Origin of the sequence: Erythrobacter donghaensis (assembly GCF_002155425.1) — a bacterium.
Classification (GTDB): Bacteria; Pseudomonadota; Alphaproteobacteria; order Sphingomonadales; family Sphingomonadaceae; genus Erythrobacter; species Erythrobacter donghaensis.
The window spans coordinates 95974-120446 of the sequence record NZ_MUYG01000011.1 but is presented as its reverse complement, the minus strand read 5'-3'; the positions used below and the strand labels follow the sequence as shown (position 1 = coordinate 120446).

Here is a 24473-nt window from a genome sequence, read left to right as displayed (position 1 = left end):
GATTGAAAAAAGCGATCTTCGCAATCGCAACAATCAACTTTTGTGCAGCGCAAAAATTCCTATTTGGGCTGCATCAGTTTCCACCCTCTCTCTCCACCCAATACAAGGACAAACTCCCATGGGTATCATCGGTTCGACTCTCCAGCCGTTCAAGGCGACCGCGTTTCAGGCGGGCAAGGACTTCTTCGACGTCACTGACGCCGATCTCGCCGGCAAGTGGTCGGTGTTCTTCTTCTACCCGGCCGACTTCACCTTCGTGTGCCCGACCGAGCTTGAAGACATGGGCGAGAAGTATGCCGTGCTTCAGGCGATGGGCGTGGAAGTCTACGCCGTGTCGACCGACACGCACTTCAGTCACAAGGCTTGGCACGACACTTCGGACAAGATCGGCAAGCTGACCTTCCCGTTCCTGGGCGACCAGAACCACGTGCTGTCGAACAACTTCGGCGTGCTGCGTGAAGGCGTTGGCCTTGCCGACCGTGCGACCTTCGTGGTCGATCCGGACGGCGTGATCCAGATCATGGAAATCACCTGCGAAGGCGTGGGCCGCAATGCCAACGAACTGACCCGCAAGATCAAGGCCGCCCAGTATGTGCGCGCCAACCCCGGTCAGGTCTGCCCGGCGGCGTGGGAAGAAGGCAGCGACACGCTGGCCCCCTCGCTCGATCTTGTCGGCAAGATCTAAGCCGAACAGAACCGGCAGGGCGCGCCGCCTCCCCCCTCCCTTGGCGCGCCCCGCCGCATAATCCCGAGGTTCTCCAATCCCTCGGGTCGTAGACGGGACCGGATGTTTCGCCTGCCCCGCCCCTCCCCCCCCTTTGATGGGCCGGGCGGCGGGCATCCGGTTCCGCACTACCCTTCACGGATCGCATCCCACAGACCCGCGCGGGAGAGCCGCGCCCGGAGGACACCCATGCTCGATGCTGCCATGCAGGCCCAGCTCACCACCTATCTCGGCAATCTGCGCGAAGGCGTGGAACTCGTCGCCTCGCTCGATGACAGCGAGAAGTCGCGCCAGACGCGTGCGCTGATCGAACAGATCGCGTCGCTGCACGACCTCGTCACCGCGCGTTTCGACGGGACCGATGATCGCAAGCCCAGCTTCATCATCCGCCGCGCGAGCGATGCGGAAAAGTGGGTGCGCTTTGCCGGTCTGCCGATGGGGCATGAATTCACCAGCCTCGTGCTCGCGCTGCTGTGGGCGGGCGGCCATCCGCCCAAGGTTGACGCCGATCTGATCGAGCAGATCCGCGCGCTTGAAGGCGACTACAATTTCGAGATGTTCTTCTCGCTGTCGTGCCACAACTGCCCCGACGTGGTGCAGGCGCTGACGCTGATGGCGCTGGAAAACCCGCGCATTACCGCGACCCTGATTGAAGGCGGCACCTTCCAGGACGAAGTCGAGCGCCGCGACATCATGGCCGTGCCTGCGACTTTCCTCAACGGCGAGAGCTTCTACAACGGCAAGATGGAGTTGGCCGAGATCCTGTCGAAGCTCGACAAGAATGCCGATGCCAAGCAGGCCGAGAAGCTGGCCGCGAAAGCGCCCTTCGAGGTGCTGGTGGTCGGCGGCGGTCCGGCGGGTGCGGCAGCGGCGGTCTACACCGCGCGCAAGGGCTTCAGCACCGGCATCGCGGCGGAGCGCTTCGGCGGGCAGCTGATGGATACGCTCGGGATCGAGAACCTCCCCGGCACCCCCTACACCGAGGGTCCGAAGCTGACCGACAGCCTCAAGAGCCACGTCGGAGAATATGAGATCGATCTGATGGACTTGGCCCGCGCGGTGGAACTGCGCGCGGCGAAGGACGTGGGAGGCTATCACGAAGTGGTAATGGCCAACGGCGCGACCCTCAAGGCGCGTTCACTGATCCTCTCCACCGGCGCGCGCTGGCGCAACCTCGGCGTGCCGGGCGAGACCGAGTATCGCAACAAGGGCGTGGCCTATTGCCCGCACTGCGACGGCCCGCTGTTCAAGGGCAAGCGCATCGCGGTGATCGGCGGCGGCAACTCGGGCGTCGAAGCGGCGATCGACCTTGCCGGGATCGTCGGCCACGTGACGCTGATCGAATTCGACACCAAGCTGCGCGCCGACGAAGTGCTCCAGCGCAAGCTGCGCTCGATGCCCAATGTCGAGATCATCACCAACGGCCAGACCACCGAGGTGCTGGGCGACGGCACCCGCGTCAACGGCCTCGTGGTCAAGAACCGCGCCAATGGCGAGGAGCGCCGCATCGCGCTCGAAGGCGTGTTCGTGCAGATCGGCCTTGTGCCGAATACCGAATGGCTGCGCGAGACGGGTCTGGAGCTGTCGAAGTTCGGCGAGATCGTGATCGACGATCACGGCGCGACCAATATCCCCGGCATCTACGCTGCGGGCGATTGCACCACCGTTCCGCACAAGCAGATCGTCGTGGCCATGGGCGAAGGCGCGAAGGCAGGTCTGGGGGCGTTCGACTTCCTTATCCGCAATGAGCCGGTCGCCGAGGTGGCGCAGGCGGCTTAGACGTCTTCCGCCCTCCTCTTTAGAGGAGGGCCGCGAGACTTGCGAGCTTGCTCGCTAGTCGCAGCGGGGTGGTGCCAGCGGCACACGCCACCACCCCCAGCCCCCTCCTCTGAAGAGGAGGGGGCTTTTTCATGCCCGCTGACCGCCCCCCTTAATCGCCCCACTCAATCAATAGGCGCGTATTAATCGATTGGACGCGCCATCCTGAAAGCGTCATCCTCTCTCCATAGACTACGCCGAATGCCGCGAGTCTGATCTGTTCACAGCTGAGAGGAGACACCATCATGGACGCCAAAACCGGAGATATCAGCGGGGGTTGCCCATTCCACGGCTCCAGCCAGATGCGCAACCTGCTGGGCCGCACCAACCGTGACTGGTGGCCGCAGGCGCTGCAGCTCGACATCCTGACCGAGCAGGGCCGGTCCGCCAATCCCTATGGCGAGGACTTCGACTATGCCGAAGCGTTCAACGCGCTCGATTACAAGGCCTTGAAGGCCGATCTCACCGCGCTGATGACCGACAGCCAGCCGTGGTGGCCGGCGGATTACGGGCACTATGGCCCGTTCTTCATCCGCATGGCCTGGCACGCGGCCGGCACCTATCGCACCGGCGATGGGCGCGGCGGATCGAACAGCGGCCAGCAGCGCTTTGCCCCGCTCAATTCCTGGCCCGATAACGGCAACCTCGACAAGGCGCGCCGCCTGCTGTGGCCGATCAAGCAGAAATACGGGAAGAACATCAGCTGGGCCGATCTGTTCATCCTCACCGGCAATGTCGCGATCGAAAGCATGGGCGGCCCGGTGTTCGGCTTCGGCGGCGGCCGCGCGGATGTCTATGAGCCGGAGAGCGTCTACTGGGGCACCGAGGAGCAGTGGGTCAACGAAGGCGTGCCGACCCGCATTCACCCCAAAGAAGGCCGCGCGCTCGAAAACCCGCTTGCGGCGATCCAGATGGGCCTGATCTACGTCAACCCCGAAGGGCCGCAGGGCAACCCGCATGATCCCGAGGGCATGGCCCGCGACATGCGCGAAACCTTCGCCCGCATGGCGATGAACGACGAGGAAACCGTCGCGCTGACCGCAGGCGGCCACGCCTTCGGCAAGGCCCACGGTGCGCATCCCGCCGACACCTTCGGCGGCGCGCCGGAGAGCGAGGACCTGCACCTGCAGGGCTTCGGATGGCTCAACGACGAGGAGGAGATCGCGCGCGGCAACATCACCACCTCGGGCATCGAAGGCGCGTGGACGCCCAACCCGACCCAGTGGGGCGGCGACTACTTCCGGCTGCTGTTCAAGTATGACTTCGAGCTGGTGAAGTCGCCCGCCGGTGCTCACCAGTGGCAGCCGATCAACCCCGATCCCGAAGACATGGCCCCTGACGCGCGCGACCCGTCGAAGAAGGTGCCGACGATGATGACCACCGCCGACATGGCGCTCAAGAACGATCCGGAATATCGCAAGATTTCCGAGCGGTTCCTGAACGATCAGGCGGCGCTCGACGATGCCTTCGCGCGCGCGTGGTTCAAGCTGTGCCACCGCGACATGGGGCCCAAGGTCAAGTATCTCGGGCCGGAAGTGCCGTCCGAAGACCTGATCTGGCAGGACCCGGTTCCGGCGGGCACCACGCCGCCCGATGCCGATATCGCTGCCTTCAAGAGCGCGATCCTCGGCAGCGGCCTGACGGTGAGCGAGCTGGTCAAGGCGGCCTGGGCCTCGGCTTCGACCTACCGCAATTCGGACCATCGCGGCGGCGCCAATGGCGCGCGGGTGCGGCTGGCTCCGCAGAACGGCTGGGCGGCGAACGATCCGGAGGAGCTTGCCAAGGTGCTCTCGACCATCGACGCGCATCGCGGCAATCTCTCCATGGCTGATGCGATCGTGCTGGCGGGCAGCGCCGCGGTAGAGAAGGCGGCGAAGGATGCCGGCTTCGACGTGACCGTGCCGTTCCTCGGCGGGCGCGGCGATGCCGGTGACGAGCACACGGACGCCGAGAGCTTCGAGCCGCTTGAGCCCTTCGCCGATGGCTTCCGCAACTACCTCAAGACCAAGGCGGATGTCCGCACCGAGGAAATGCTGATCGACAAGGCACACCTGCTCGGCCTGTCGATCCCCGAGATGGCCGTGCTGGTCGCCGGGATGCGGGTGCTCGGCGCGAACAGCGGGAACCGCAAGCACGGGGTGCTCACCGACCGCGTCGGTGTGCTGACGCCGGACTTCTTCCGCAACCTGCTCGACATGGGCACCAGGTGGACCCCGGTCGATGACAGCGGCGACGAGGAATATGTCGGCACCGACCGCGCCACCGGCACGGAAAAGTATCGCGCCACCCGCGCCGATCTGGTGTTCGGCTCCAACTCGATGCTGCGCGCGCAGGCCGAGGTCTATGCCGAAGCCGGGAACGAGGGCAAGTTCGTGTGCGACTTCATCTCGGCCTGGACCAAGGTGATGAACGCGGACCGCTTCGATGTGACCTGGGCCAAATACCACTGAGCCAATGGCGCGCCCGGCAGCGCGCAACAGCTTGCCCTGATCACCCCCCGATCAGGGTCGCAAGGGGCCCCCGGCAGCGATGCCGGGGGCCTTATTTCATGGGCAGATCAGATCCAGCGCGCATCGCGCAAGGCCGCGACATTGGCGCGGGCGACGGGGGCTTCGATCCCGCGCGCCAGCCGGAGGCGGATGTTGCGTCCGTCGCGCAGCACGTCCTCCACCGCCGCGCGCGCCACCCACCAGCTGCGGTGCACCTGCATCCCTTCCCAATCGCCTACCTGCGCCATCGCATCACGCAGCCGCATCAGCACCAGCGCCGATCCCAATGCGGTGTGAACACGGACATAGTGATCCTCCATCTCCAGCGCGATGATGTCGCTGCCGAGTTCGGCGGGGAGCTGGTCGATCAGGGGATTGGCGGCAGGCGGCGCGGGAGGAACAGGGGCCGGTTCTGGAACAACCGATACTGCGGCAGGCGCGGCTGGCGGCGGCACGGCGACAGTCAGCGCCTCGCGCGGAGACGCCTGCACCAGATTGAACAGAGCGGTCACCGCCCCGCCAATCACCAGCACCGAAAAATAGGTGGCGGTAAAGGCATCGAGGCTGGGCCAGCGCAGTCCTCCCGAAGACAACCCGTTGATCGTCAGGATGGCCAGCGTCATCGGCACGGTCGCGACCAGACAGGCCGCCACCAGCAGCGCCCAGCGCGGCAGGGCCAGTGCCCGCGCAGCCCAGTCGGCCACACTCTGCATCGGACGATAGCAGGCATAGCCGAGCCAGGCGAAGCCGACCCAGCTCACCAGCCGTTCGGGCAGCGGCGCGGCAATGCTGCCGAACGGACCGGTTACCGCGAGGAACACGCCGATCGCCGTCATCGCCGCCAGATCGATGATGATGCGGCGGGCAAGCGCGAAGCGCGGCGATACCGGCTGATAGTTCATGGAGCATACCTGACTGCCCATTCGCGCTTCGTAAAGTGGCAAAGGGCCGGGGCGAAGGGACATTTCGCGCATGCCACCGGCAATTGGCGCAGACGTGATTGCCGGTGAACGGGGCTGCGGCAGTGAGGGTGCAACAAACGCCCACGTCCTCAAGGAGACCTGCCATGACCACCCTCACCCTGCCCTTCATCACCCGCAGTGCGCCGAAGCCCGCCGCCGCCTTCGACATCGGGCCCATCGCCCGCACCGCTGTCAGCCTCGCCTGCTTCACGATGAGCTTTGCCGTGGTCGTGGCGCTGGGCAAAGCGATGCTGGGGATGGTCGAGAACCTCCACCACTACAACAAACTGCCGATCATTATCCATGTCGCCGCCGTCCTGCCGACCATCCCGCTCGGCGGCTGGCTGCTGTTGGCGAAAAAGGGCACCACGCTGCACAAGCAGCTGGGCAAGGTCTGGCTGGTGCTGATGCTGATCACCGCGACCTCGGCGATCTTCATCCAGTCCTCCGGCGGATTCAGCTGGATCCACCTGTTCGTGCCGATGACCTTCCATGCCGCATGGAAGGTCGTGGCGACGGCGCGGCGCGGCGACATTCAGGCGCACAAGCGGCATCTCGTGTTCACCTACCTCACTGCGCTGATGCTGCCCGGCCTTGCCGCCTTCCTCATTCCGGGGCGGCTGATGAACGTAATGCTGCTGGGCTGAGGCCGCGCCACGTCACGCGGGCAGTGCGAGGTGCTTGGCGCCGAACACCGCCTGCCAGCTGGCGATCTCCTCGACCACGGCTTCGTCGAGCGCGTGGATCAGATCGGCGGTCGCGGCATAGGTGAGCGCGCTGTCGGTGCCGGACAGCAACAGGGTGATCCGCGCCTCGATCTCGCGCAGCTTGTCCGCCGCCACCCGCGAGATGGCGGCGAAGCGTTCGAAGTCGCCGAAATAGCGGATGCCCGAAAGGTTGGCGCCCAGAGTCGGGAAGGCGACGCCGAAGAAGGTGAAGACCGGCGACAGATCGCTCGCCAGCGCCTTCGGGACGAGGCCCGCCGCCCCCGCACCCTTGAGCACCAGATAGGCCGTCACCGCCGCCACCGCGAGCACGAAACAGGTCTCCGCCGCTTTGTCGAGCCGGTGGTGCACCCGCTCCAGCCGGTGCGCCTTGAACTCGTGATAGGCGGCCTGCGCGGTGACGTGAGGCAGCACCGCTCCGGCAAGGCCCGCGCGCAGATAGTCGCGCGTTACCGCCACCTGCGGCAGGCCGACATCGCGCAGCGCATGGCGGGCGAAATGTTCGGGCCAGTCCGCCCCGCCCTGCCCGCTACCATGCCCGCTTCCCTGCCGGCTTCGGGGCCAGCGCCCGGTCGATCGCGCCACACCCAGCAGCAGCAGCGCGGGCGCATGGCGCAGATATTCCGCTACGCGCCGCATCGCGAACCAGCGCCGGTGCCATCCGCAGCGCGATCCGGCCGCCGTCATCGCCAGAATGCCGCCCAGAAGCAGCAATTCGACCAGCGCGAAGGCCCATTTGACCTCCACCATCCGCAAGGGCAGGTAAGCCAGCCCGACCATCACCGCCAGCGCCGCCAGCACAAAATTGACGGTCATCCCGCTGCGATAGGCATCGGCGAGGCGGTTGGCGATGCCATCGGCCCAGGCGAACATCGGCAGCACCGCTTCACCCAGCTGGCGCGCGACGGCGGGATCGCCGCCGGGCATGGCCTCGGCAGCGGCAAGCACCGGCGCGCCGCTGCCGCTGGCGATTACCCCCGGCGTTTCGTAGCTGATCCTCAGCGAACCGAACCATCCGCCCTCGCCGAACACCCGCTCGATCCGGCGATAAAGGCCGAAGAAGGGGCTTGAGCGCGGCCGCCAGGTCTCGCGCGCCAGATCGGCAGGCTCCCACCCTTCGGCGAGCACCGCCGCACGGATGATCGCTTCGAGCCGGGCCATGTCGGGTGTCGCCGCCGGATCGACCGGCTGGGCGAGTTCCTCGGGCCGGGTGAGGATGCGCCACGTGGCAGGCCGCGCCGGATCGATCAGCAACACCGGCGCGCCCATCGTCAGCGCGGCGGTGACCGTGTGGCCGGTGCCGCCGGGGAGATTGGCGACCTTTCCGTCCCACACCGCAATCATCAGATCGACCCGCTCGATCATCACCCGCCCGGCGAGCGCGACATTGTCCGACGCCAGCGCATCGAACGCCCGCTGCGCCGTACTGTCATCGGGATGGGAGAGGGTCCTGCGCCACAGGCTTGCGATTTCGGTATCGCGATCGGCCAGTTCGAACCGCTGCGCCCTGCCGATCACGCCGCGGATCGCCGCGGCCTTGGCCTCGACGGCCGGATCGCTGGCCGTGCCGCCCGATATCAGCGCATCGGCATCGGCGAGAGTGCGGGGATGGGCATTGATCGCGCAATTGAGCGCCGCGCCGAAGGGCAAAGGCACAGCCAGTTCCCAGCCCTGCGCCAGCGCGCTTTCGGCGGCGACCTGATCGGTGCCATCGACCAGCAGGCTGTGCAGCCGCACCGCCCCGCGCGCGCCGGGCAAAGCGGCGGCCATCGCCTCGATCTGCGCAAACAAGGCATCCAGCGCGGCGGCAATCGCGGCTGCGTGGGCGCCATAAGTGGGGTTGGTGGCGCGGTGCCCCGTGATCCCCAGCGCCAGATGCGGCTGCCAGCTATCGCGGATCAGGGCTGGCAGGCCGGATTGCGGCCCCGGATCAGGCATCACCACGTCATCTCCCCCGCCCGCACGCCCCGGTGCAGGCCATGCCCTTGCTTAAGCGCGAGAGCACACCCGACACAAGCGCCGAAGCGCCGCCGCGCCCGGTTTGACCCCTCGTCGCCAAGGGCGCATACTCCCGTTCGGCGGGGGAACGGGAGCATGGGCACACAGTGGAGAGCACTATTGGGGGGGCTGATCGGCCTTGCCCTGATGGCCTCACCGGCGGCGGCGCAGACCCTCGATGCGCCCGTGCCGCGCAGCTATCCTTCCGATGGTTATCAGCGGGCCAAGCCCGACCCGCTTCCCGAAATCCTCGCCCGCGACACCGCCGCCGCTGACGCCGCCGCGATGCGCTGCGATGCGGGCGAGATGGCGGGATGCAACGCACTCGGCACCGCCTTTGCCATGGGGGCAGGACGCCCGCAGAACCGCCCGGTGGCCGAACTGCTCTACCGCGAGGCCTGCGACGGCGGCGATGGCGACGCGTGCCTCAGACTGGGCAAGCTGGTGCGCTTCGCCGATGACCGCTTCACCTGGGATCGCACGGCGTGGATCTTCGTTCGCGCTTGCGCGCTGGGCGTGGATGAGGCCTGCGAGGAGCAGGCAGACAATATCGAGAGCGGGGCGCTCGGCACCGCCGACCCCGCAGCCGCCACGGTGCTGCGCCGCGCCAATTGCGCGCGCGGAATGGCCGAAAGCTGCTACAACCTCGCCCTGCGGCTGACACAGCCCGAACGCACGCCGGACGAGCGCGCCGAGGGGCTTGCCCTGCACGACCGCCAGTGCCGCGCCGGCGCGGCGCGCGACTGCAGGGCCTTGGCGCGATACTGGCGGGACGACGACGACGGCGATAATCCGCGCAGCCGCGCCTATCAGCTGCTGGGCTGCGAGGCCGGCGATGGCGCGGTGTGCAACGCGCTCGGCACGGCGCTGATGCGCGGCGAATGGGACGGGGGCGGCAGCAGCGATAATCCGCGCATCCAGGCCTCCGCGCTGTTCGACAAGGCCTGCGCAAGCGTCAGCTGGTCTTGTGACACCGCGCGGGTCATGCGCGAGGAAGCGGCGCTCAATCGGGACTGCGCCGACGGCGCGGCTGACGTCTGCCTGCTGCTGGCCGAGGTCTATGAAGAGGATAGCGGCCCGCTCGAAGACCCCGCCCGCGCTGCGAGGCTGCGCGGCATCGCCTGCGAGACGATGTCATCCGGTGACATGCTCGGCGACATCTGCATTCTTGCGGGCGAGCGGGCGCTGACCCAGATCGCGGCGGGGGTTTCCGGCTTCGATCCCGCGCGGATCGAGGCGTGGTTTTTCCGGGGCTGCGCTTTCGGATGGGATCAGGCCTGCTGGCGGCTCGCCAACCTGCTGGCCGAGGGCACCGCCCTGCCCGCCGACATGCCGCGCGCGCTGGCGATCTATCAGCGTCTGTGCGGCGAAGGCGATTCTCAGGCGTGCGACGGTCTGCGCGATGCCAGCCGCATCATCCCCGATCCGCCACTGCTGATGGCCTCTGCCGACACGCCCCCGCCTGTATATTCGGACGAGGAAATCGCCGCGATGATGCAGGCCGAGATGGAAGCGCAGCGGCTGCGCGAAGAGGAAATGGAGGCGCAGGCCTGCACCACCACCGAAGTCACCTTCCGCGGCGCGACCTACACCGACACGGTCTGTTCAAGGGTCTCCGCGATCATCAATGGCTTCGTCGCCAAGGTCGGCAGCGCACCGTGGCAAGCGCTGCTGTGGCGCCCCGAGACACTGGGGCGGCGGCGGTTGGCGATGGCCGACCGGGTGCTGTGCGGCGGCGCCGTGGTCCGGCCCGGCTGGGTGCTGACCGCCGCGCACTGCCTCACCGACGAGATTGACGGCGTGCGTTACGGCGTGCGCAGCAGCGGGCACCGTATCCGGCTTGGGGTCTACAACCCTCTGGCGAACGAGGGCTTTTCCTACCCGATCCTGAACGTCATCCCGCACCCCAGCTTCACACGCTCGACCTGGGTCTATGATATTGCGCTGGTGCAATATGATCCGCGCGCCGGGCGCAAGGAGGGCGGTCCGGTGCGGTCGATCGCGACGATCCGGCTCGATCGCAAGCCGCCTGCCCAGCGCGTGATCAAGGCGCGGATGCCGGCCTATACCTTCGGCTGGGGACGGACCGCGGTCGAGGGCGGGGCGACCCCGAGCGAGTTGCGCGGGGCGCGGCTTGAGCTCGAGGCCTCGGAACGCTGCACCGAACTGACCGCGATGCGCGACACCCGCCGCGATGCCGTGCTGTGCGCTGCCGGTCGGCAAGGCCAGCAGGCCTGTTTCGGCGACAGCGGCGGGCCGCTCATCACCTATGGCGATAGCGGAATGGGGCCGACCGTGATCGGCGTGGTCAGCAGCGGGGTCAAATGCGGGACCACAGGCGTGCCGAGCCGCTTCACCCGGATCGCGCATCCCCGCGTACAGAGCTGGCTCACCTCGCACCTGCCGGGCCTGCGGTAGCCCAATGCCTGCTGCTTGCCCGGACACCGGAGAAAAGGCATATTCGGGAGCGGTTTGGGGGAGACCGAAAATGGGCTGGCGGAATATTGCTCTGGCAGGCTGGATGTGGGCGGCGATGGCGCTGGCAGCGTCGCCAGCCCTGGCGATGCAGACCGGAGAGACATCGGGCGAACTCGATCCGCGCGAGGAACGAGCCCTGTCCAAGGCGTGCGAGCGAGGCGACCGCAGCGCCTGCGTCACGCTCGGGCGGCGACTGGCCGAACCCTACGCCCTCCACCGCGATCGCGCCCGTGCGCTGGCGCTGCTGCGCCCGGTGTGCGACGCGCCGGCCTCGGTGAACGAGGCGGCGGAGATCTGCGGCATCGTCGGCGAAATGCTGCTCGTGGCGCAGACCATCGGCGCGGCCGAGGCCGATCCGGCGCTGACCGGGCCCTATCTCGCGCGCGCCTGCGACATGGGATCGCGGCCGACCTGCGCCTTGCTGGCGGGCGAGCTTGACTCGGGCGAGCGTCTCGCCCCCGATCCCGAGCGCGCGCGCAGCCTCTACCAGCGCCTGTGCCGCGGGGGTGACGAGGTCGCCTGCGATATCCTCGCGCCGCCCGCCCCCCGGATGCTGCCACCGCCCGCTGCCCCGATGGTCGACGCAAGGGAACCAGATGTCGTCCATGATCGGGCAGTGGCCATGGCCAATGACAACCGCCGCCTCCCTCCCCCCGCGACACCGCCCGTCGGCGATGCCGGTTACGATGGGTGGCAGGGCAATCAGTCGGCGCTGACCGATGATGAGAGCGAGACCCAATATCGGCCCCAGCGGGCCATCGTCCGCATCAACCGCGGCGGCGCTGTCCCCGCCGGCACCGCCAACTGGGTGGCGATGCTCTGGCGCCCGAAAAGCGTCGCGCTCGAAGGGCGGATGCTTTGCGGCGGATCGCTGATCGCGACCGGCTGGGTGCTGACCGCGGCGCATTGCCTTGAAGACAGCATCGGCCGGGTCAGGGTCGGCAGCGGGCACACGGTGCGGCTGGGCGTGCAGAACCCGCTCGACGAATCCGAAGGCAACACCCACGTCATCACGGGCGTCTATGCGCACCCCGCCTTCCTCGGCACCGCCCGCAGCAAGGCGCTGGCCTGGGATATTGCCCTTATAAAGATCGCGCCGAAGCCCACATCGCGCGGCACGCTGCGCGGCAGGATTGCGCCTGTCACGCTCGACACCATGCCGGTCGAACAACGCGAGATCGCGCCCAATACCCCGGCCACCGTGCTCGGCTGGGGGCGCACATCGCTCCGAACCCGGAATATCGCCAGCAGTCTGATGAAGGGTCAGGTGTCGCTGCAGGATCGCAAGACCTGCACCGAAGAAACGCGCTTCACCGATATCCGGCGCGATTCGGTGCTCTGCGCCAGCGAGCGGCGCGGCCAGCACAATTGCGACGGGGACAGCGGCGGTCCGACGGTGCTGGATGGCGGGTCGCTGCGCACACCGCTGCTGATCGGCGTGATCAGCAGCGCGAACAAGTGCGGCGAGGGCGACACCCCGAGCCGCTTCGTGCGGGTCACGCACCCGGCGGTGCGGGAGTGGCTCGCGCTGCATCTGCCGCCCGAAGTGTGGCGCGCGATCAACCGTGCGGGTCGCTGATCCCTGCACGCACAGCGGCGTGCAGGGATCGCGAACGGATTACTCCGCAGCCGGGGCAGCTTCGCCGGCAGCCGGGGGAATGGGATTGTTGGTCGGGTCATTGCCCTCGGCCGCAGCCTCGGCCGGATCGACTGCCGGGGTTTCGGCCGTCATCGCTTCGGTTTCGGCAGCGGTCGGCTCGGCCGCAGGTGCCTCTTCAGTCTTTCCGCCGCAAGCCGACAGAGCCAGAGCGCCAGCCGACACCAGGGCAAAGGTTACGCGTGTCTTCATGTGATAAACCCCCTGTTTCACGCCCTCGCTGAGCGCGAGGACGGTGCTATCATGATCCGAGGCGCTTAAGCAAATCGAGGAACTGCGGCTCACTCCGCAGCGGATCAAGCAGGGGATCGTTGCGCAGCCACAAGAGCCCCGGATCGCGCTTGGCATAGGCCACTTCGAGCCGCGCCAGCGCTTCTGCCGGTTGCCCCATCTGAGCGTGGACTTCGGCCTGCTGGTAATGGCTGCCGTCATAGGCGCGCACAAGCTCGGCCAGCGCAGCCTCGGCTGCGGGCTTGTCCCCCTGCTGGTGCCGGGCAATGGCGGCGGCGGTGAGCGCAAAGGCCTTGGCCGGTTCGGCCTCAGCCGCCTCCAGCGCGCCTGCCGGATCACCCTGCATCAGCCGCGCGATTGCGATCCCGAATGGCGCACTGGCGATGCTGGGGTTGAGCGCAAGCGCCCGCTCCATGCGGGTGATCACCTCGCCATACTGCCGCGCGAAGATCGAAATATAGCCCGCAGTGCGGAAGGCGCGGGCGTTGAGCGGGTCGAGCGCGAGCACCTCGGCGATCATGGTGCGTGCGCGGGCGGGATCTTCGCCATAGGCAAGGTAGCTTGCCACGGCGCGCAGGATATCGGCATCGCCCTTGGCATTCTCCTCGGCAGCACGGTAATGCGGAAGGGCAGCGGGCAGATCGAGCCGTCCGTGGCTCAGCGCATAACCGAGCGACAGGTGCCCGCGCGCCAGTCGCGGTTCGATCCCCAGCGCGCGCTCGGAAGCGGCAATGGCGCTATCGAACAACTCGTCATGCTCACCCTCTCCGCTCGCCAGATTGATGGCCAGCGTGGCGAGCATCGTGGAGCGCATCGCGTGCGCGGCAGCATAATCCGCATCGGCGGCAATCGCGGCATCGAACTGGGCCAGCGCGGCGCGGTCGCTTTCGGACCCGGCGGACAGGTCATAGAGGGCATGGCCGCGCAGGAAGGCTTCATAGGCCGCGACACTGGTGGTCCCGCCGATCTGCTGTTGGGCTGCGGCGGCGCGTTCGGCCTCGCTGGCCCCGGCGACCTTGGCGACAAGCGCGACCGCGACGGTCTGGGCGATTTCGGATTGCACCGCGAAAACGTCGTTTAGCACCCGGTCGTAACTTTCCGACCAGATGACCTCGCCGTCCTTGACCGCCACCAGATCAGCCCCCACCCGCACGCGATCCGTGTCGCGCTGAACGCTGCCGCGCAGGACATGGGCCACGCCCAGCTTGCGGCCCAAGGCGAATTCATCCTCGCCTTCGACCGATGAGGAGGTGGGCGCGGCGACCTTGAGGCGCGGGTTGCGCGACAGGATGGTGCGCAGCTCGCGGGCGATGCCGTCAGAGAAATACTTCTTGTCGGGGTCGCCGGTCTGGTTGGCAAAGGGCAGCACCACCATCGAGGTCGCCGCATTGGCCGGGCTGCCGAAAATCCCGAACTGCCACGCACCAAGCAGCCCCGCGCCGCCTGCAAGGCCCGCTCCGCCGATCATCAGCGTGCGCCGCGACAGGGCAAGGCCGCCGGGCGATGCAGGGGCGGGCGGTGTAGGAGCAGGCGGGCGAAGCAGCGTGTCGGGGCGTGTGGGCGCCGCAGGCGCAGCCCCGGCCTTCGCCTGCACCGCCACCAGAATGCGCGCGGCTTCCGGGCTGTCGGGCGACCCGTCCCACCCGCTGATATCGAGCAGCTGCAATTGCCGGAAACCGAGCGGCGCCATCGTCCCGTCGATCGACAGCGGCACCAGACAACCACGCTCGCGCCCGCGCTGTGCCTCGTCGCGCACCCAGTGCGACTGGGTCGAGGTTTCCGACCAAAGCACGACCACGGCGGCAGCGCTCTCGAGCGCGGCTTCGGTGGTCTTGAGGTAATTCTCGCCGCCCTCCAGCCGCCCGTCCCACCATGGATCGAACCCGGCCTGTTCGAGCAGATCGATCACCGGGCGCGCGCGTGGCAGATCCCCGCGTGAATAGCTGACGAACAGCAGCGGGCGATCACCGATTGGTGTGCCGTCCTCACTCGCCACTGCTTACCCCCCTTTCGCAAGCGCCCTGATCGCCTTGCTACAACCAAACCGCCCCGCGCGCCAAGCGGCGATCGTGCTGCGCGGATGGAAGCGCACAGGCGAAACCGCTTGACCAGGATTCGGGATGATATAAATAAGATATCATAATTATATCGCTTAAGGAGATTCGTCATGTCCCCTGCCGACACCCCTGCCCTCAATCGCAGCCGCGAAATCCCGGCGAACACCCAGAGCGGCTATGTCATGCTGCTCGTCAGCCTGGCGCTGGTCGTGTTTGCCATCTTCCAGTTCGCCGTGGGTGGCGGGCTGGGCGTGATCCTCGCGATCCTGTGCGGCACCATCGGCCTGCTGATCCTCACCGGGTTCTACATGATCAATCCGAACGAAGCGGCGGCGATCCAGCTGTTCGGCGCTTACAAGGGCACCGACCGCACCGAGGGGCTGCGCTGGGTGCTGCCGTGGCTGACCCGCAGCAAGATCGCGGTGCGCGCGAACAACGTCATCTCAGAGAAGATCAAGGTCAACGACGCGCGCGGCAACCCCATCGAGATGGCCGCGCAGGTCGTGTGGCGTGTCACCGACACCGCGCAGGCACTCTACGATGTCGACGACTACCGCGAATTCGTCACTGCGCAGATGGAAGCGGCGGTGCGGTCGATCGGCTCGCGCTACCCCTATGATGATATCGAGCATCTCGAAATCACGCTGCGCGGCAATCACGAGGAGGTCGGGGCCGAGCTTCGGCTCGCCCTAATCGAGCGGCTGGCGGTCGCCGGGATCACGGTGGACGAATGCGGCCTCACGCACCTCGCCTATGCCGCCGAAATCGCCGGGGCGATGCTGCGCCGCCAGCAGGCCGAGGCGGTGATCGCCGCGCGCGCCAAGCTGGTCGAGGGCGCGGTCTCGATGGTGGAACTGGCGCTGACCCAGCTCAGCGAGAAGGACGTGGTCCACCTCGACGACGAGCGCCGCGCGGCGATGGTGTCGAACCTGATGGTGGTGCTGTGTTCGGAGCGGGACACCACCCCGGTGGTCAACGCAGGGTCGCTCTACTGATCGTCCCATGCCCGCCAAGAAAGCCTTTCCCCTGCGCCTCGATCCGGCGCTTCACGATGCAGTGCAGCGGCTCGCCGATGCCGAATTGCGCAGCGTGAACGCCGAGATCGAAGTGCTCCTGCGCGAGGCGCTCGCGCGGCGCGGGGTCAAGGTCGCGCGCAGCGAACCAGCCCGGCGCGGGCGTCCGCCGGGCACCGCCCATGAAGGAACAGATGATGCGTGATGCCGACAAGCCATTCGTGATGTATCGCCGCAGCCGCTACAACTTCAACATCGTCCCGCGCGGAGCCAAGGGCTGGGTGCAGCTGGGCATCTGGCTGGTGCTGCTGGCACCACCGACCATCGCCTTCGAGACCTATGCCGACGCGCTCGAAGGCACGCGCGAATTCTACATCGCACTGGGACTGTATCTGCTGACGGTGCTGGTTTGGAGCCTCGCCCTGATCCGCTGGACCATGGCCCGCGCCGAAGTGATCGACATCGAAAAGCTGCTGCGCGACCAACGCAAATCTGCCGGAAGGCAACGACGTGATAGCTAACTTATCCTAACAAGCTCTGTAACAGTCGGAAAAAGCGTGTATATCCCGTCAGTCGGTGCACGCCTGCTCGCGAGTCGCGCACCGGTTGCTACGAGGTCGTGGATCTGCGCTGGCGAACGCGCAGGCCGTAGGAGAGTGCCATGCGTGAAAGGCGCAAGCCCTTTGTCGTCTATCGGCGCGGGCCGGGGAGCTTCAGCATCGTGCCGCGCGGTGTGGCGGGCTGGGCACAGTTTGCCGTGTGGATGGCATTGCTGGCGGCGCTAGTGATCTGGTTTGTCGATCATATCCAAGCCAACACCAAGGGGCCAACCTTCTTCGAGGTGCTGGGCCTTTTCGGCGCAGGCTTGCTGGCGTCGATCGTCGGCGGGATCTGGTGGATGCTCGCCCACGCCGAAGTGGTCGACGTGGCCGAACTGACCCGCGATCGCCAGCGTCAGGCACGCAAGCAACAGCGCAAAGAGCTCTAGGAACACGCCGCGCGCGCAGGTATCCACAACGTCATGACCCTGCGCTGCCTTTCCCTTGCCCTGCTGCTAGGCTGCGCCCTCGCGCCGGACATTGCTCCTGCTGCCGCAAATGCCCCTCTTCCCGCGCCCGCCGCGCCCGAAGCCCTGCCCGATGAGCTGGTGCTCGAAGGCGACAACATCATCCCGGTCACGATCAACGGCGAGCCCCTGCGGCTCGAAGTCAGCGCCGAGGCCTTCGGGCCACCGGTGATCAATCCCGACGTCGCCGCGCGGCTCTGGCTGGTGCCCGAATACCGACGCGGCTGGCGTTTCGGCCCGGTGGTGGTGGATGGACAGGCGGCCACCGCTGCGGTCGATCTGGGGGCCGGGCCAGAGGCGAAGGCGCTGGCCTGGGCCGACCGTCCGGCCTCGGTCAAGGCCGACGGGATGATCGGCGTGCACCACCTGCCCTATGCCCGCGTGACCTTCCGCCTCGCCCCGCCAGCCGAGGCCGAAGTGGTGCAGACCTTCCCGCTCAAGCGCGCCGGGGGCAGCAACGCCCGGCTGGGCACCGAGATCGCGGTGGGCAAGAAGCGGCTGATGATGATCTTCGTGCCGGAACGGGCGGAAAACCTGATCACCGCCCCCACCGCCAACTTCATTGCCACCCATCAGGAAGGCGGATTCGAGCCGCGTTCCGATGGCATTGCGGTGATGGATTTCGCGGTCGAACGCCCCACCCGGATGATGCGCATCGCCCGGCCGATCATGCTCGGCGCAATCGCCATCACCCGCTTCGCCGTGCGCGTAGAAGATTACGGCGACCCGCGCCGCGTGGGCGAAATCGCCAAGGACGATCCGCGGTTCGAAGCCGGCAATATCCTCGTCAGCCGCCGCAAGGGGCGTGGCAAGCCTGACTTGCTGACCCGCATCGGGCGCGACCAGATCGCGCATTGCTCGGCGATCACCTATGATCTGAAGGCGGGCGAGATCAGGCTGAGCTGCGCGGCGATGCCATCCTGATCCCCTGAACCTGCCTCAGATGTATTTTTCGGTGAAGTGCCTTCCCGGAGCAATACCGCGATACGTGCTGCCACCCTTGCGTGGCTCGAAGTTCGAGCCGAAGATGTCTTTTGGCACCACGCGATTCGGGAAGCTTCCCCGGTTATTGCCCGTCACGGCGATCGATACCGCGATCTGATCGACATGGCGTACGAGGCAGATTGCCCCGGCATAGATCTTGTTGGCTTCATTGCGCTTCGTTGCCAGCGCGACAAATTCCTCACCCAGCATGTTTGCCCCTCACCCGAAGTCGTAAACGAACCTGCTGTCCCCCGCCGACACCGTGATGCTGCTGACCGCAAGGCCGTCCATCTGCTTTTCGAGCAGCTGCACCGACATTTCGGGCAGCATCGTGTTGGTCAGGATGTTGTCGATCATGCGCCCGCCCGAATCCCCGTCGGTGCAGCGCGCGACGATGTGTTCGACCACGTCCTCGCCATAGGTGAAGGCGATCTTGTGGTTGCCCTGAATGCGCTTCTTGATCCGGTCGAGCTGGATGCGCACGATCCCGCCGAGCATCTCCTTCGACAGCGGCACATAGGCGAGCTGCACCGTGCGCCCGATCAGTGCAGGCGGGAAGACCTTGAGCAGTTCGGGGCGCAGCGCTGCCGCCAGCGCCTCGGGCTCGGGCATCAGTTCGGGGTCCTGACACATGTCCATGATCAGGTCCGTGCCGCAATTGCTGGTGAGCAGGATCAGGGTGTTCTTGAAGTCGATATACCGCCCCTCGGCATCGTTCATGAAGCCCTTGTCGAAGACCTGAAAGAACATCTCGTGGACGTCGGGGTGGGCTTTTTCGACCTCGTCCAGCAGCACCACCGAATAGGGCCTGCGCCGCACCGCCTCGGTCAGCACGCCGCCCTGCCCGTAACCGACATAGCCCGCAGGCGCGCCCTTCAATGTGGAGACGGTGTGCGCCTCCTGAAATTCGCTCATGTTGATGGTGATCATCGATTCCTCGCCCGCGAACAGCAGCTCGGACAGCACCACCGCGGTCTCGGTCTTGCCGACGCCCGAGGGGCCGCACAGGAAGAACACGCCCACCGGCTTGTTGGGATTGTCGAGCTTGGCGCGGCTGGTCTGGATGCGCTTGGCGATGGCGTCCATCGCATGATCCTGCCCGATCACGCGGGCCTTCATCCGCTCGGCCAGGTCGAGCGTCGCCTTGATCTCGTCCTTGACCATGCGCCCGACCGGAATGCCGGTCCAGTCGGCGACCACGGCGGAAACCGCATCGCTGTCGACCACGCCGAACACCATCGGATCGTCGCCCTGCACGGCGCCCAGCGCATCGAGCGCCTCGGCGAGCGCGGCGCGGGCGGGCTCTTCGTCCCCCACAGGCGCGCCATCCTCACCCGGCGCGCGCGCCGCAGTAAGTGCTTCACGCGCGGCGATGACCTTGGCGAGCGCTTCCTTCTCAGCCTCCCACTTGGCCATTGCCTCGTCGAGCGCGGCCTTGGCCTCCTCGATCTCGGCCTCGATCTTGGTGTGGCGGTCGTCGCTGCGATATTGCGCGCCGCGCTCGCGCTCGACCACTTCCTTCTCGACCTCGAGCAGTTCGAGCCGCCGCTTGCGGTCCTCGACCCGCGCCGGGGTGCCGTGCTGCGAGACAGCGACGCGCGCGGCGGCGGTGTCGAGCAGGCTCACCGCCTTGTCGGGCAGCTGGCGTGCGGGGACATAGCGCTGCGACAGCGTCACCGCCGCATCGACCGCCTCGTCGAGCACCGCGACCTTGTGGTGGCCCTCCATCATCGGCGCGATCGAGCGGATCATCAGGATCGCCTTCTCGCGGTCAGGCTCGGCGATGTCGACCGTCTGGAAGCGGCGGGTGAGCGCCGGGTCCTTCTCGAAATACTGGCGATATTCGGCGTAGGTGGTTGCGCCAATAGTGCGCAGGTTGCCGCGCGCCAGAGCAGGCTTTAGCAGGTTCGCCGCATCGCCCGTGCCCGCCGCTCCGCCCGCGCCGACCAGCGTGTGGATTTCGTCGATGAACAGGATGATCGGGGTGGCCGATCCCTCGACCTCGTCGATCACCGCGCGCAGGCGCTTCTCGAACTCGCCCTTCACGCTCGCGCCGGCCTGCATCATGCCGATGTCGAGCGCGCGCAGGGTGACCCCTTGCAGCGCCGGGGGCACCTCGCCCTCGGCCAGCCGCTTGGCGAAGCCTTCGACCACCGCGGTCTTGCCGACGCCCGCCTCGCCGACGAGGATCGGATTGTTCTGACGGCGACGCAGCAGGATATCGACCAGCTGGCGCACTTCGGCATCGCGGCCGATGATTGTCTCGATCTTGCCGTCGCGCGCCTGCTGCGTCAGGTCGGTCGAGAACTGCGCGAGCGCGCTGCCCTCACCCCCCGGCCCCGCGCCGGGCGCGCTGCCGCCGCCGGAGCCACCATCAGCCGCCGCACCCGCGACCTGCGTCGTCTCGGTCGAACCGCGCGTCATCCCCTCAAAATCGCTCGCCAGCCGGTTCACGTCGATTTTGCGGAACTCGAGGCTCATGTTCTGGAGCGCGTTGCGCAGCGTATTGGTCTTGAGCATCCCGTAGAGCAGATGCCCGGTGCGCACCTTGGCCGCGCCAAATTGCAGCGAGGCGTAGAGCCAGCCCTTCTCGATCGCTTCCTCGATCTGGGGCGAAAAGTCGGAGATCGCGCTCGCGCCGCGCGGCAGGGCGTCCAGCGCGGCGACGGTGTCGCGCGCCAGCTGGGTGTCGTCGATATTGCAGGCCGTGCGGATCGCCGCGAGATCGTTCTGCGCGTCCTGCAGCAGAATGTGCAGCCAGTGCACCAGCTCGACATAGGGGTTGCCGCGCATCTTGCAGAAGCCGGTGGCGGTCTCGATCGCTTTAAGAGCGGTCGGGTTAAGGCGCCCGAACAGGGCTGAGCGGCTGATTTCGGTCATGTTTTTCGTCCCCCAAGTCGCGCGCCGGGCCGCAGGGCGGCCGATGCACGGCGCAAATGCACGTTGTCACGCAAGTCGTCGTTCTGCGCTGTGCCGATCCATGATGACCAGCCCAGCTGCGCCTGATCGCCCAGCCGCATCGGCTTCACCTCGGCCTGCGGCAGGCACAGGGTGATGCCCCATTCGAGATGCGACGGCGCAAGCGCATCGAGCGCCTCGGCGGCCAGCGGAAAAAGGTCACCGCCGGGCAGCAGGCGGCGGAAATGCTGCTGGGTGGGCGCGGCGATGCGCACGTCGAAGCGGTCATCCACCAGATAGGCCCGCCGCCCCAGCACCGCCGTGCCGAGCTGATGGTGCTGGCGGCCGAGCCGGGTCTGGTCGGCGGCATCGATGTCGCGCAGCACGGGCACGAATTCGCGCAAACTCACCTTGAGCCCGAGCAGGTGCTGCAAGCCGCCCGCAATCGCCCCGGCGCTGCGGCGCGATCCGAACAGCGCGGCATAGTGCAGGCGGGTGGTGGCATCGAAGGCCGCGCCCTCCTTCGCCCCCTCGCCCGCCCCGGTCAGCGAGGCGACGAAGCGCGCGAAGCGATCGTCGTCCATGCGGTCGGCCTGCACCGCAGGCTGGCTCGTCGCCCAGGCGCGGTAGAACAATTGCAGGAACCGCCCGGCCAGAAGGTCGAGGAAATCGCCGAACGGGCGGCGCGCGGCGTAGCGGCGCTCATAGGCGGCGAATTCGGTGAGGTGCAGCGGCAGCGGCGACATCGGCCCGGTCAGCCCCAGCCAGTAGCCCGACGCCTCGGCCCTCCCGGCGACGATCTCCACCTTGTCGAGCGTGGCCGCGGGATAATGCGTGTGCGGCACCTGGCGCAGCCGCACCACATCCTGCGAAGGCATCCGGCTCTGCCCCACCGGGGGCTTGCCCCGTGCGCGCGCCGCCAGCCCGCGCACAAGCGCGAACAGGCTGAAGCGCGGCGCATTGGCCGCGGCGGTCTCGGCGAAGCCTAGATAGGCTCGCGCGTCCCGATCCTCGGCGGCCATGCGGCAACCTCCCCCTGTGCCTTGGTGTGGAAACGCGTTTCGGTGAAGGAATTGACGGTGACGAAGCCGCTCAGGAAGCGTTCGACCACCGCGCTGAACAGGAACAGGCGCGCCTGATCGAAGGCGGCATCGTCCAGTTCGATATTGATCCTGAGGCCCCGCGCCAGCGCCATTCGCCCGATCCCCGGAACGCGGCGGGTGACGTGTTCGCCCTTCACCCCGATGATCCCGTCGATCTGCGAGCGCATCACCGGATCGTCCGGGCGGCCATAGAGCGCCAGGTGATTGCGCAGCATCTCGCCATTGCCGCCGCCTTCGCTCACCAGCGTGGCGTAATTGGGGGTAAGGTGTCCGATCACCCGCCACGCGGCATCGCCGATCCCCAGCGGCGGCAGTGGGCGCGTGGGTGGGCGCAGAATCTTGATCCCGCGCGCCGCGATGCTCGCGGCGGTGAGGTGAAAATCGCCCGACACCTTGAGATCGACCGGCAGTTCCCGGTTGGTCACCAGCGCACGCAGGGCGAGATCGTGCACGCTTTCGAGCCGCGCCGGATCGCCGGGGCTGGTAAGCGTGATGAACATGTCGGTCCCGACATAGTCCTCGCGCCGCCGCAAGCGCCGCTCCTTGCGCGACATTTGCCGCAGCCGCAGCCGGGTGGTGTAGAAGATCGCCGAGCGGTAATCATACAGCAGCGAGCCATAGGAATAGAGCGGCGCTACCTCGCGCGGGTTCTGGTTCTGGCGATCATAGGCCTCGACCTTGAGAAGCCGGAACACCTCGAAATCGAGCGGCCCGTCACGGTCCGCCACCACCTTGAACTCATGCTCCCGCTCCGAGAAGGCGATGCGGCTCAATTGCTTTTCGAACAGGTTGATCGCAGGCGTCGCGAACAGGCGGAAATTGCGGGTGCTGACCGATTGCACCAGCGCATCCGACGAACGCGAGAACAGGATGGTGATCTCCACCGCCTTGCTCGACAGCGCCAGCGCGCGGCGCAGGCCGCGCAGCCGCGCGAAGCGGAACCGCTCGGGACAGGCGAAATATTCGGTCAGCATCCGGTAGGCCGACAGCGTGCGCCCATCGTCCGGCAGCAGCGCGCAGTCCTCGCCGAAGCCGTGCTGGGCCGGGGTATCGAGCAGCGCATGGGTGGAGCCCGCCACATCGAGCGGGCGCGCCACCACCGCCACCGCCTCGCCGATTAGCTGGCGGTAGAGCTCGTTCGCCACCCCCTCACCGCCGTCGAGATAGATTGGCAATTCATCCGCAGCGATGGTCGACAGGTCGATGCCGTCCTGCGCCTCGATCCGCAAGGTCAGCGCCGCCTGCGCGCGCACCCCCGCCAGATCGGCATAGCGCGCCGCGCCCGCACGGCTCCCGAGATACTCCGCCTCCGTGATCCTGAGCGGCCACAGCGTCACGTCCTGCCCGGTCTGGAAAATCACCGGAGTGCGCGAACTGCCTTGCGGCTCGGCCGAAAGCTGGGTGCCGCGCGGCACCAGCAACCCGCGCGCCAAGCCCGGATCGCCCGTCACCGGCTCGAACCCGGTGATGCAGATCGAAGGCGTGGGCGCGAGGTAATGCGGCTGCACCGCTTGGAGCAGGTGCTGGGTGAATTCCGGGAACTGGTCGTCGAGCTTCAGCTGCACCCGGCTCGACAGGAACGCCACGCCTTCGAGCAGCCGCTCGACATAGGGATCGCGCTCGCCGCCGGTCAGGCCGAGATTGGTTGCCGCCGCCTCGTGCCGCTCGGCGAATTCGAGCGACTGGACCCGCAGATATTCGAGCTCGGCCTCGTAATATTCGAGCAGCCGCGGATCCATCACTCGCTCACTTCGACGGTCATGGTTTCCGGATCGACATCGGTCTTGAGCCGCACCGGCAAGGCCTGCGGGCCGCCGGTGATCTCGCCTTCGATCACGAAGCCGATCTTGCCCGTATTGTCGGCCCGCCCGCGCGGCTCGACGCGCAGGCTGGCAGGGTTGATGCGCGGCTCGAACCGCAGGATCGCGCGGCGGATCTCGCGCGCCTGCTCACGCGCGGCATCGCGGCCCATGGAGCGCCCGGCAAAATCACGCACCCCGAAATTGAGCACCGAATCGCGCACCTGCGGGTGGTTCTCAAGGGTCTGGGCCGATTCGAAGGAGATCGTGTTGAGCAGCCACGCCAGATCGCGCATCACCGAGGCGCGCAGCGATTTCTCGGTGAAGCGCTCGAGATTGGCGACCGCGAAATTGCGGAAATCCTCGCGCCCGACGGTTGGCATGTCGGCCTCGGCAGAGAGGCCTCCGAAATCATTGCCTGAAGCCAGCTTGTCGAACAGGGTCGGGGTGAGACGGATCTTGCCCGACATC

Annotated in this window: 20 protein-coding genes; 11 read left to right on the top strand and 9 right to left on the bottom strand. The window is 67.2% G+C overall.

Translation table 11 applies throughout. The annotated features are described in order from the left end of the window. Nucleotides 1–118: 118 nt before the first annotated feature. From ahpC to katG, 3 genes are all read left to right on the top strand, one after another. Entirely contained in the window at nt 119–685 is a 567-nt protein-coding gene (gene ahpC, locus BZF59_RS12170; protein ID WP_086608545.1) for an alkyl hydroperoxide reductase subunit C, read from the top strand. Nucleotides 686–913: 228 nt separating this feature from the next. Continuing rightward, nucleotides 914–2503 carry an alkyl hydroperoxide reductase subunit F gene (gene ahpF / locus BZF59_RS12165; protein ID WP_086608544.1) on the top strand — a complete coding sequence of 530 codons (1590 nt, stop codon included), beginning with the start codon at nt 914–916 and terminating at the stop codon, nt 2501–2503. A gap of 284 nt (nt 2504–2787) precedes the next feature. Then, a complete protein-coding gene (katG, locus tag BZF59_RS12160) occupies nt 2788–4992 on the top strand; it encodes a catalase/peroxidase HPI (RefSeq protein WP_086608543.1) in 2205 nt (734 codons plus the stop codon). Nucleotides 4993–5099: 107 nt separating this feature from the next. Here katG and BZF59_RS12155 read toward each other — a convergent pair whose 3' ends face one another. Continuing rightward, complete coding sequence (locus BZF59_RS12155; protein ID WP_086608542.1) at nt 5100–5933, bottom strand: LytTR family DNA-binding domain-containing protein; 834 nt, start codon at nt 5931–5933, stop codon at nt 5100–5102. A gap of 164 nt (nt 5934–6097) precedes the next feature. Here BZF59_RS12155 and BZF59_RS12150 point away from each other — a divergent pair, with 164 nt between their 5' ends. Beyond that, a complete protein-coding gene (locus tag BZF59_RS12150; protein ID WP_086608541.1) occupies nt 6098–6640 on the top strand; it encodes a DUF2306 domain-containing protein in 543 nt (180 codons plus the stop codon). Nucleotides 6641–6652: 12 nt separating this feature from the next. On the opposite strand, the gene BZF59_RS12145 is transcribed toward BZF59_RS12150, so the two are convergent. Then, nucleotides 6653–8656 (bottom strand): hypothetical protein, encoded by a 2004-nt coding sequence (locus BZF59_RS12145; RefSeq protein ID WP_086608540.1) that lies wholly within the window; start codon nt 8654–8656, stop codon nt 6653–6655. A gap of 156 nt (nt 8657–8812) precedes the next feature. On the opposite strand from BZF59_RS12145, the gene BZF59_RS12140 reads away from it, so the two are divergent. Next, a complete protein-coding gene (locus BZF59_RS12140) occupies nt 8813–11134 on the top strand; it encodes a trypsin-like serine protease (RefSeq protein ID WP_158094313.1) in 2322 nt (773 codons plus the stop codon). A gap of 70 nt (nt 11135–11204) precedes the next feature. Next, a complete protein-coding gene (locus BZF59_RS12135) occupies nt 11205–12773 on the top strand; it encodes a trypsin-like serine protease (protein ID WP_086608538.1) in 1569 nt (522 codons plus the stop codon). A gap of 39 nt (nt 12774–12812) precedes the next feature. Here the strand turns inward: BZF59_RS12135 and BZF59_RS12130 are convergent, their stop codons facing one another. After that, complete coding sequence (locus BZF59_RS12130; protein WP_086608537.1) at nt 12813–13043, bottom strand: hypothetical protein; 231 nt, start codon at nt 13041–13043, stop codon at nt 12813–12815. A 49-nt stretch (nt 13044–13092) separates the two neighbouring features. Beyond that, nucleotides 13093–15078, bottom strand: a complete 1986-nt coding sequence (locus tag BZF59_RS12125) for a TIR domain-containing protein (protein ID WP_086608536.1) — start codon at nt 15076–15078, stop codon at nt 13093–13095. 171 nt (nt 15079–15249) lie between these two features. On the opposite strand from BZF59_RS12125, the gene BZF59_RS12120 reads away from it, so the two are divergent. From BZF59_RS12120 to BZF59_RS12100, 5 genes are all read left to right on the top strand, one after another. Beyond that, nucleotides 15250–16134, top strand: coding sequence for an SPFH domain-containing protein (locus tag BZF59_RS12120; protein WP_086608535.1), 885 nt, complete (start codon nt 15250–15252; stop codon nt 16132–16134). 7 nt (nt 16135–16141) lie between these two features. Continuing rightward, nucleotides 16142–16357, top strand: a complete 216-nt coding sequence (locus tag BZF59_RS12115) for a type II toxin-antitoxin system antitoxin (RefSeq protein WP_086608534.1) — start codon at nt 16142–16144, stop codon at nt 16355–16357. Beyond that, entirely contained in the window at nt 16350–16673 is a 324-nt protein-coding gene (locus BZF59_RS12110; RefSeq protein WP_143738160.1) for a hypothetical protein, read from the top strand. Before BZF59_RS12115 ends, BZF59_RS12110 begins: the two co-directional genes overlap by 8 nt. 140 nt (nt 16674–16813) lie before the next feature. Further along, nucleotides 16814–17140 (top strand): hypothetical protein, encoded by a 327-nt coding sequence (locus BZF59_RS12105; RefSeq protein WP_086608532.1) that lies wholly within the window; start codon nt 16814–16816, stop codon nt 17138–17140. A gap of 33 nt (nt 17141–17173) precedes the next feature. Next, nucleotides 17174–18142 carry a hypothetical protein gene (locus BZF59_RS12100; protein WP_086608531.1) on the top strand — a complete coding sequence of 323 codons (969 nt, stop codon included), beginning with the start codon at nt 17174–17176 and terminating at the stop codon, nt 18140–18142. A 15-nt stretch (nt 18143–18157) separates the two neighbouring features. Here the strand turns inward: BZF59_RS12100 and BZF59_RS12095 are convergent, their stop codons facing one another. From BZF59_RS12095 to tssE, 5 genes are read right to left on the bottom strand one after another with little or no spacing between them, the layout of a single operon-like run. Further along, a complete protein-coding gene (locus BZF59_RS12095; protein ID WP_086608530.1) occupies nt 18158–18412 on the bottom strand; it encodes a hypothetical protein in 255 nt (84 codons plus the stop codon). 9 nt (nt 18413–18421) lie between these two features. Further along, on the bottom strand, nt 18422–21082 hold the full coding sequence (gene tssH / locus BZF59_RS12090) for a type VI secretion system ATPase TssH (RefSeq protein ID WP_086608529.1): 2661 nt from the start codon (nt 21080–21082) through the stop codon (nt 18422–18424). Continuing rightward, nucleotides 21079–22122, bottom strand: a complete 1044-nt coding sequence (tssG, locus tag BZF59_RS12085) for a type VI secretion system baseplate subunit TssG (protein ID WP_086608528.1) — start codon at nt 22120–22122, stop codon at nt 21079–21081. Before tssG ends, tssH begins: the two co-directional genes overlap by 4 nt. Continuing rightward, nucleotides 22086–23942 carry a type VI secretion system baseplate subunit TssF gene (gene tssF / locus BZF59_RS12080; RefSeq protein ID WP_086608527.1) on the bottom strand — a complete coding sequence of 619 codons (1857 nt, stop codon included), beginning with the start codon at nt 23940–23942 and terminating at the stop codon, nt 22086–22088. The genes tssG and tssF overlap by 37 nt, the downstream gene beginning before the upstream one ends. Further along, nucleotides 23942–24472, bottom strand: coding sequence for a type VI secretion system baseplate subunit TssE (gene tssE, locus BZF59_RS12075; protein WP_086608526.1), 531 nt, complete (start codon nt 24470–24472; stop codon nt 23942–23944). Before tssE ends, tssF begins: the two co-directional genes overlap by 1 nt. Nucleotide 24473 lies beyond the last annotated feature (1 nt).

Bases quoted from the DNA above. Each gene is read 5' to 3' on its own strand.
- tssG (WP_086608528.1), bottom strand. From the start codon at position 22,122: ATGGCCGCCGAGGATCGGGACGCGCGAGCCTATCTAGGCTTCGCCGAG.
- BZF59_RS12130 (WP_086608537.1), bottom strand. From the start codon at position 13,043: ATGAAGACACGCGTAACCTTTGCCCTGGTGTCGGCTGGCGCTCTGGCT.
- BZF59_RS12135 (WP_086608538.1), top strand. From the start codon at position 11,205: ATGGGCTGGCGGAATATTGCTCTGGCAGGCTGGATGTGGGCGGCGATG.
- BZF59_RS12140 (WP_158094313.1), top strand. From the start codon at position 8,813: ATGGGCACACAGTGGAGAGCACTATTGGGGGGGCTGATCGGCCTTGCC.
- BZF59_RS12100 (WP_086608531.1), top strand. From the start codon at position 17,174: ATGACCCTGCGCTGCCTTTCCCTTGCCCTGCTGCTAGGCTGCGCCCTC.
- tssH (WP_086608529.1), bottom strand. From the start codon at position 21,082: ATGACCGAAATCAGCCGCTCAGCCCTGTTCGGGCGCCTTAACCCGACC.
- BZF59_RS12105 (WP_086608532.1), top strand. From the start codon at position 16,814: ATGCGTGAAAGGCGCAAGCCCTTTGTCGTCTATCGGCGCGGGCCGGGG.
- BZF59_RS12095 (WP_086608530.1), bottom strand. From the start codon at position 18,412: ATGCTGGGTGAGGAATTTGTCGCGCTGGCAACGAAGCGCAATGAAGCC.
- BZF59_RS12145 (WP_086608540.1), bottom strand. From the start codon at position 8,656: ATGCCTGATCCGGGGCCGCAATCCGGCCTGCCAGCCCTGATCCGCGAT.
- BZF59_RS12150 (WP_086608541.1), top strand. From the start codon at position 6,098: ATGACCACCCTCACCCTGCCCTTCATCACCCGCAGTGCGCCGAAGCCC.
- katG (WP_086608543.1), top strand. From the start codon at position 2,788: ATGGACGCCAAAACCGGAGATATCAGCGGGGGTTGCCCATTCCACGGC.
- tssE (WP_086608526.1), bottom strand. From the start codon at position 24,472: ATGTCGGGCAAGATCCGTCTCACCCCGACCCTGTTCGACAAGCTGGCT.
- ahpC (WP_086608545.1), top strand. From the start codon at position 119: ATGGGTATCATCGGTTCGACTCTCCAGCCGTTCAAGGCGACCGCGTTT.
- BZF59_RS12110 (WP_143738160.1), top strand. From the start codon at position 16,350: ATGCGTGATGCCGACAAGCCATTCGTGATGTATCGCCGCAGCCGCTAC.
- BZF59_RS12120 (WP_086608535.1), top strand. From the start codon at position 15,250: ATGTCCCCTGCCGACACCCCTGCCCTCAATCGCAGCCGCGAAATCCCG.
- BZF59_RS12155 (WP_086608542.1), bottom strand. From the start codon at position 5,933: ATGAACTATCAGCCGGTATCGCCGCGCTTCGCGCTTGCCCGCCGCATC.
- tssF (WP_086608527.1), bottom strand. From the start codon at position 23,942: ATGGATCCGCGGCTGCTCGAATATTACGAGGCCGAGCTCGAATATCTG.
- ahpF (WP_086608544.1), top strand. From the start codon at position 914: ATGCTCGATGCTGCCATGCAGGCCCAGCTCACCACCTATCTCGGCAAT.
- BZF59_RS12115 (WP_086608534.1), top strand. From the start codon at position 16,142: ATGCCCGCCAAGAAAGCCTTTCCCCTGCGCCTCGATCCGGCGCTTCAC.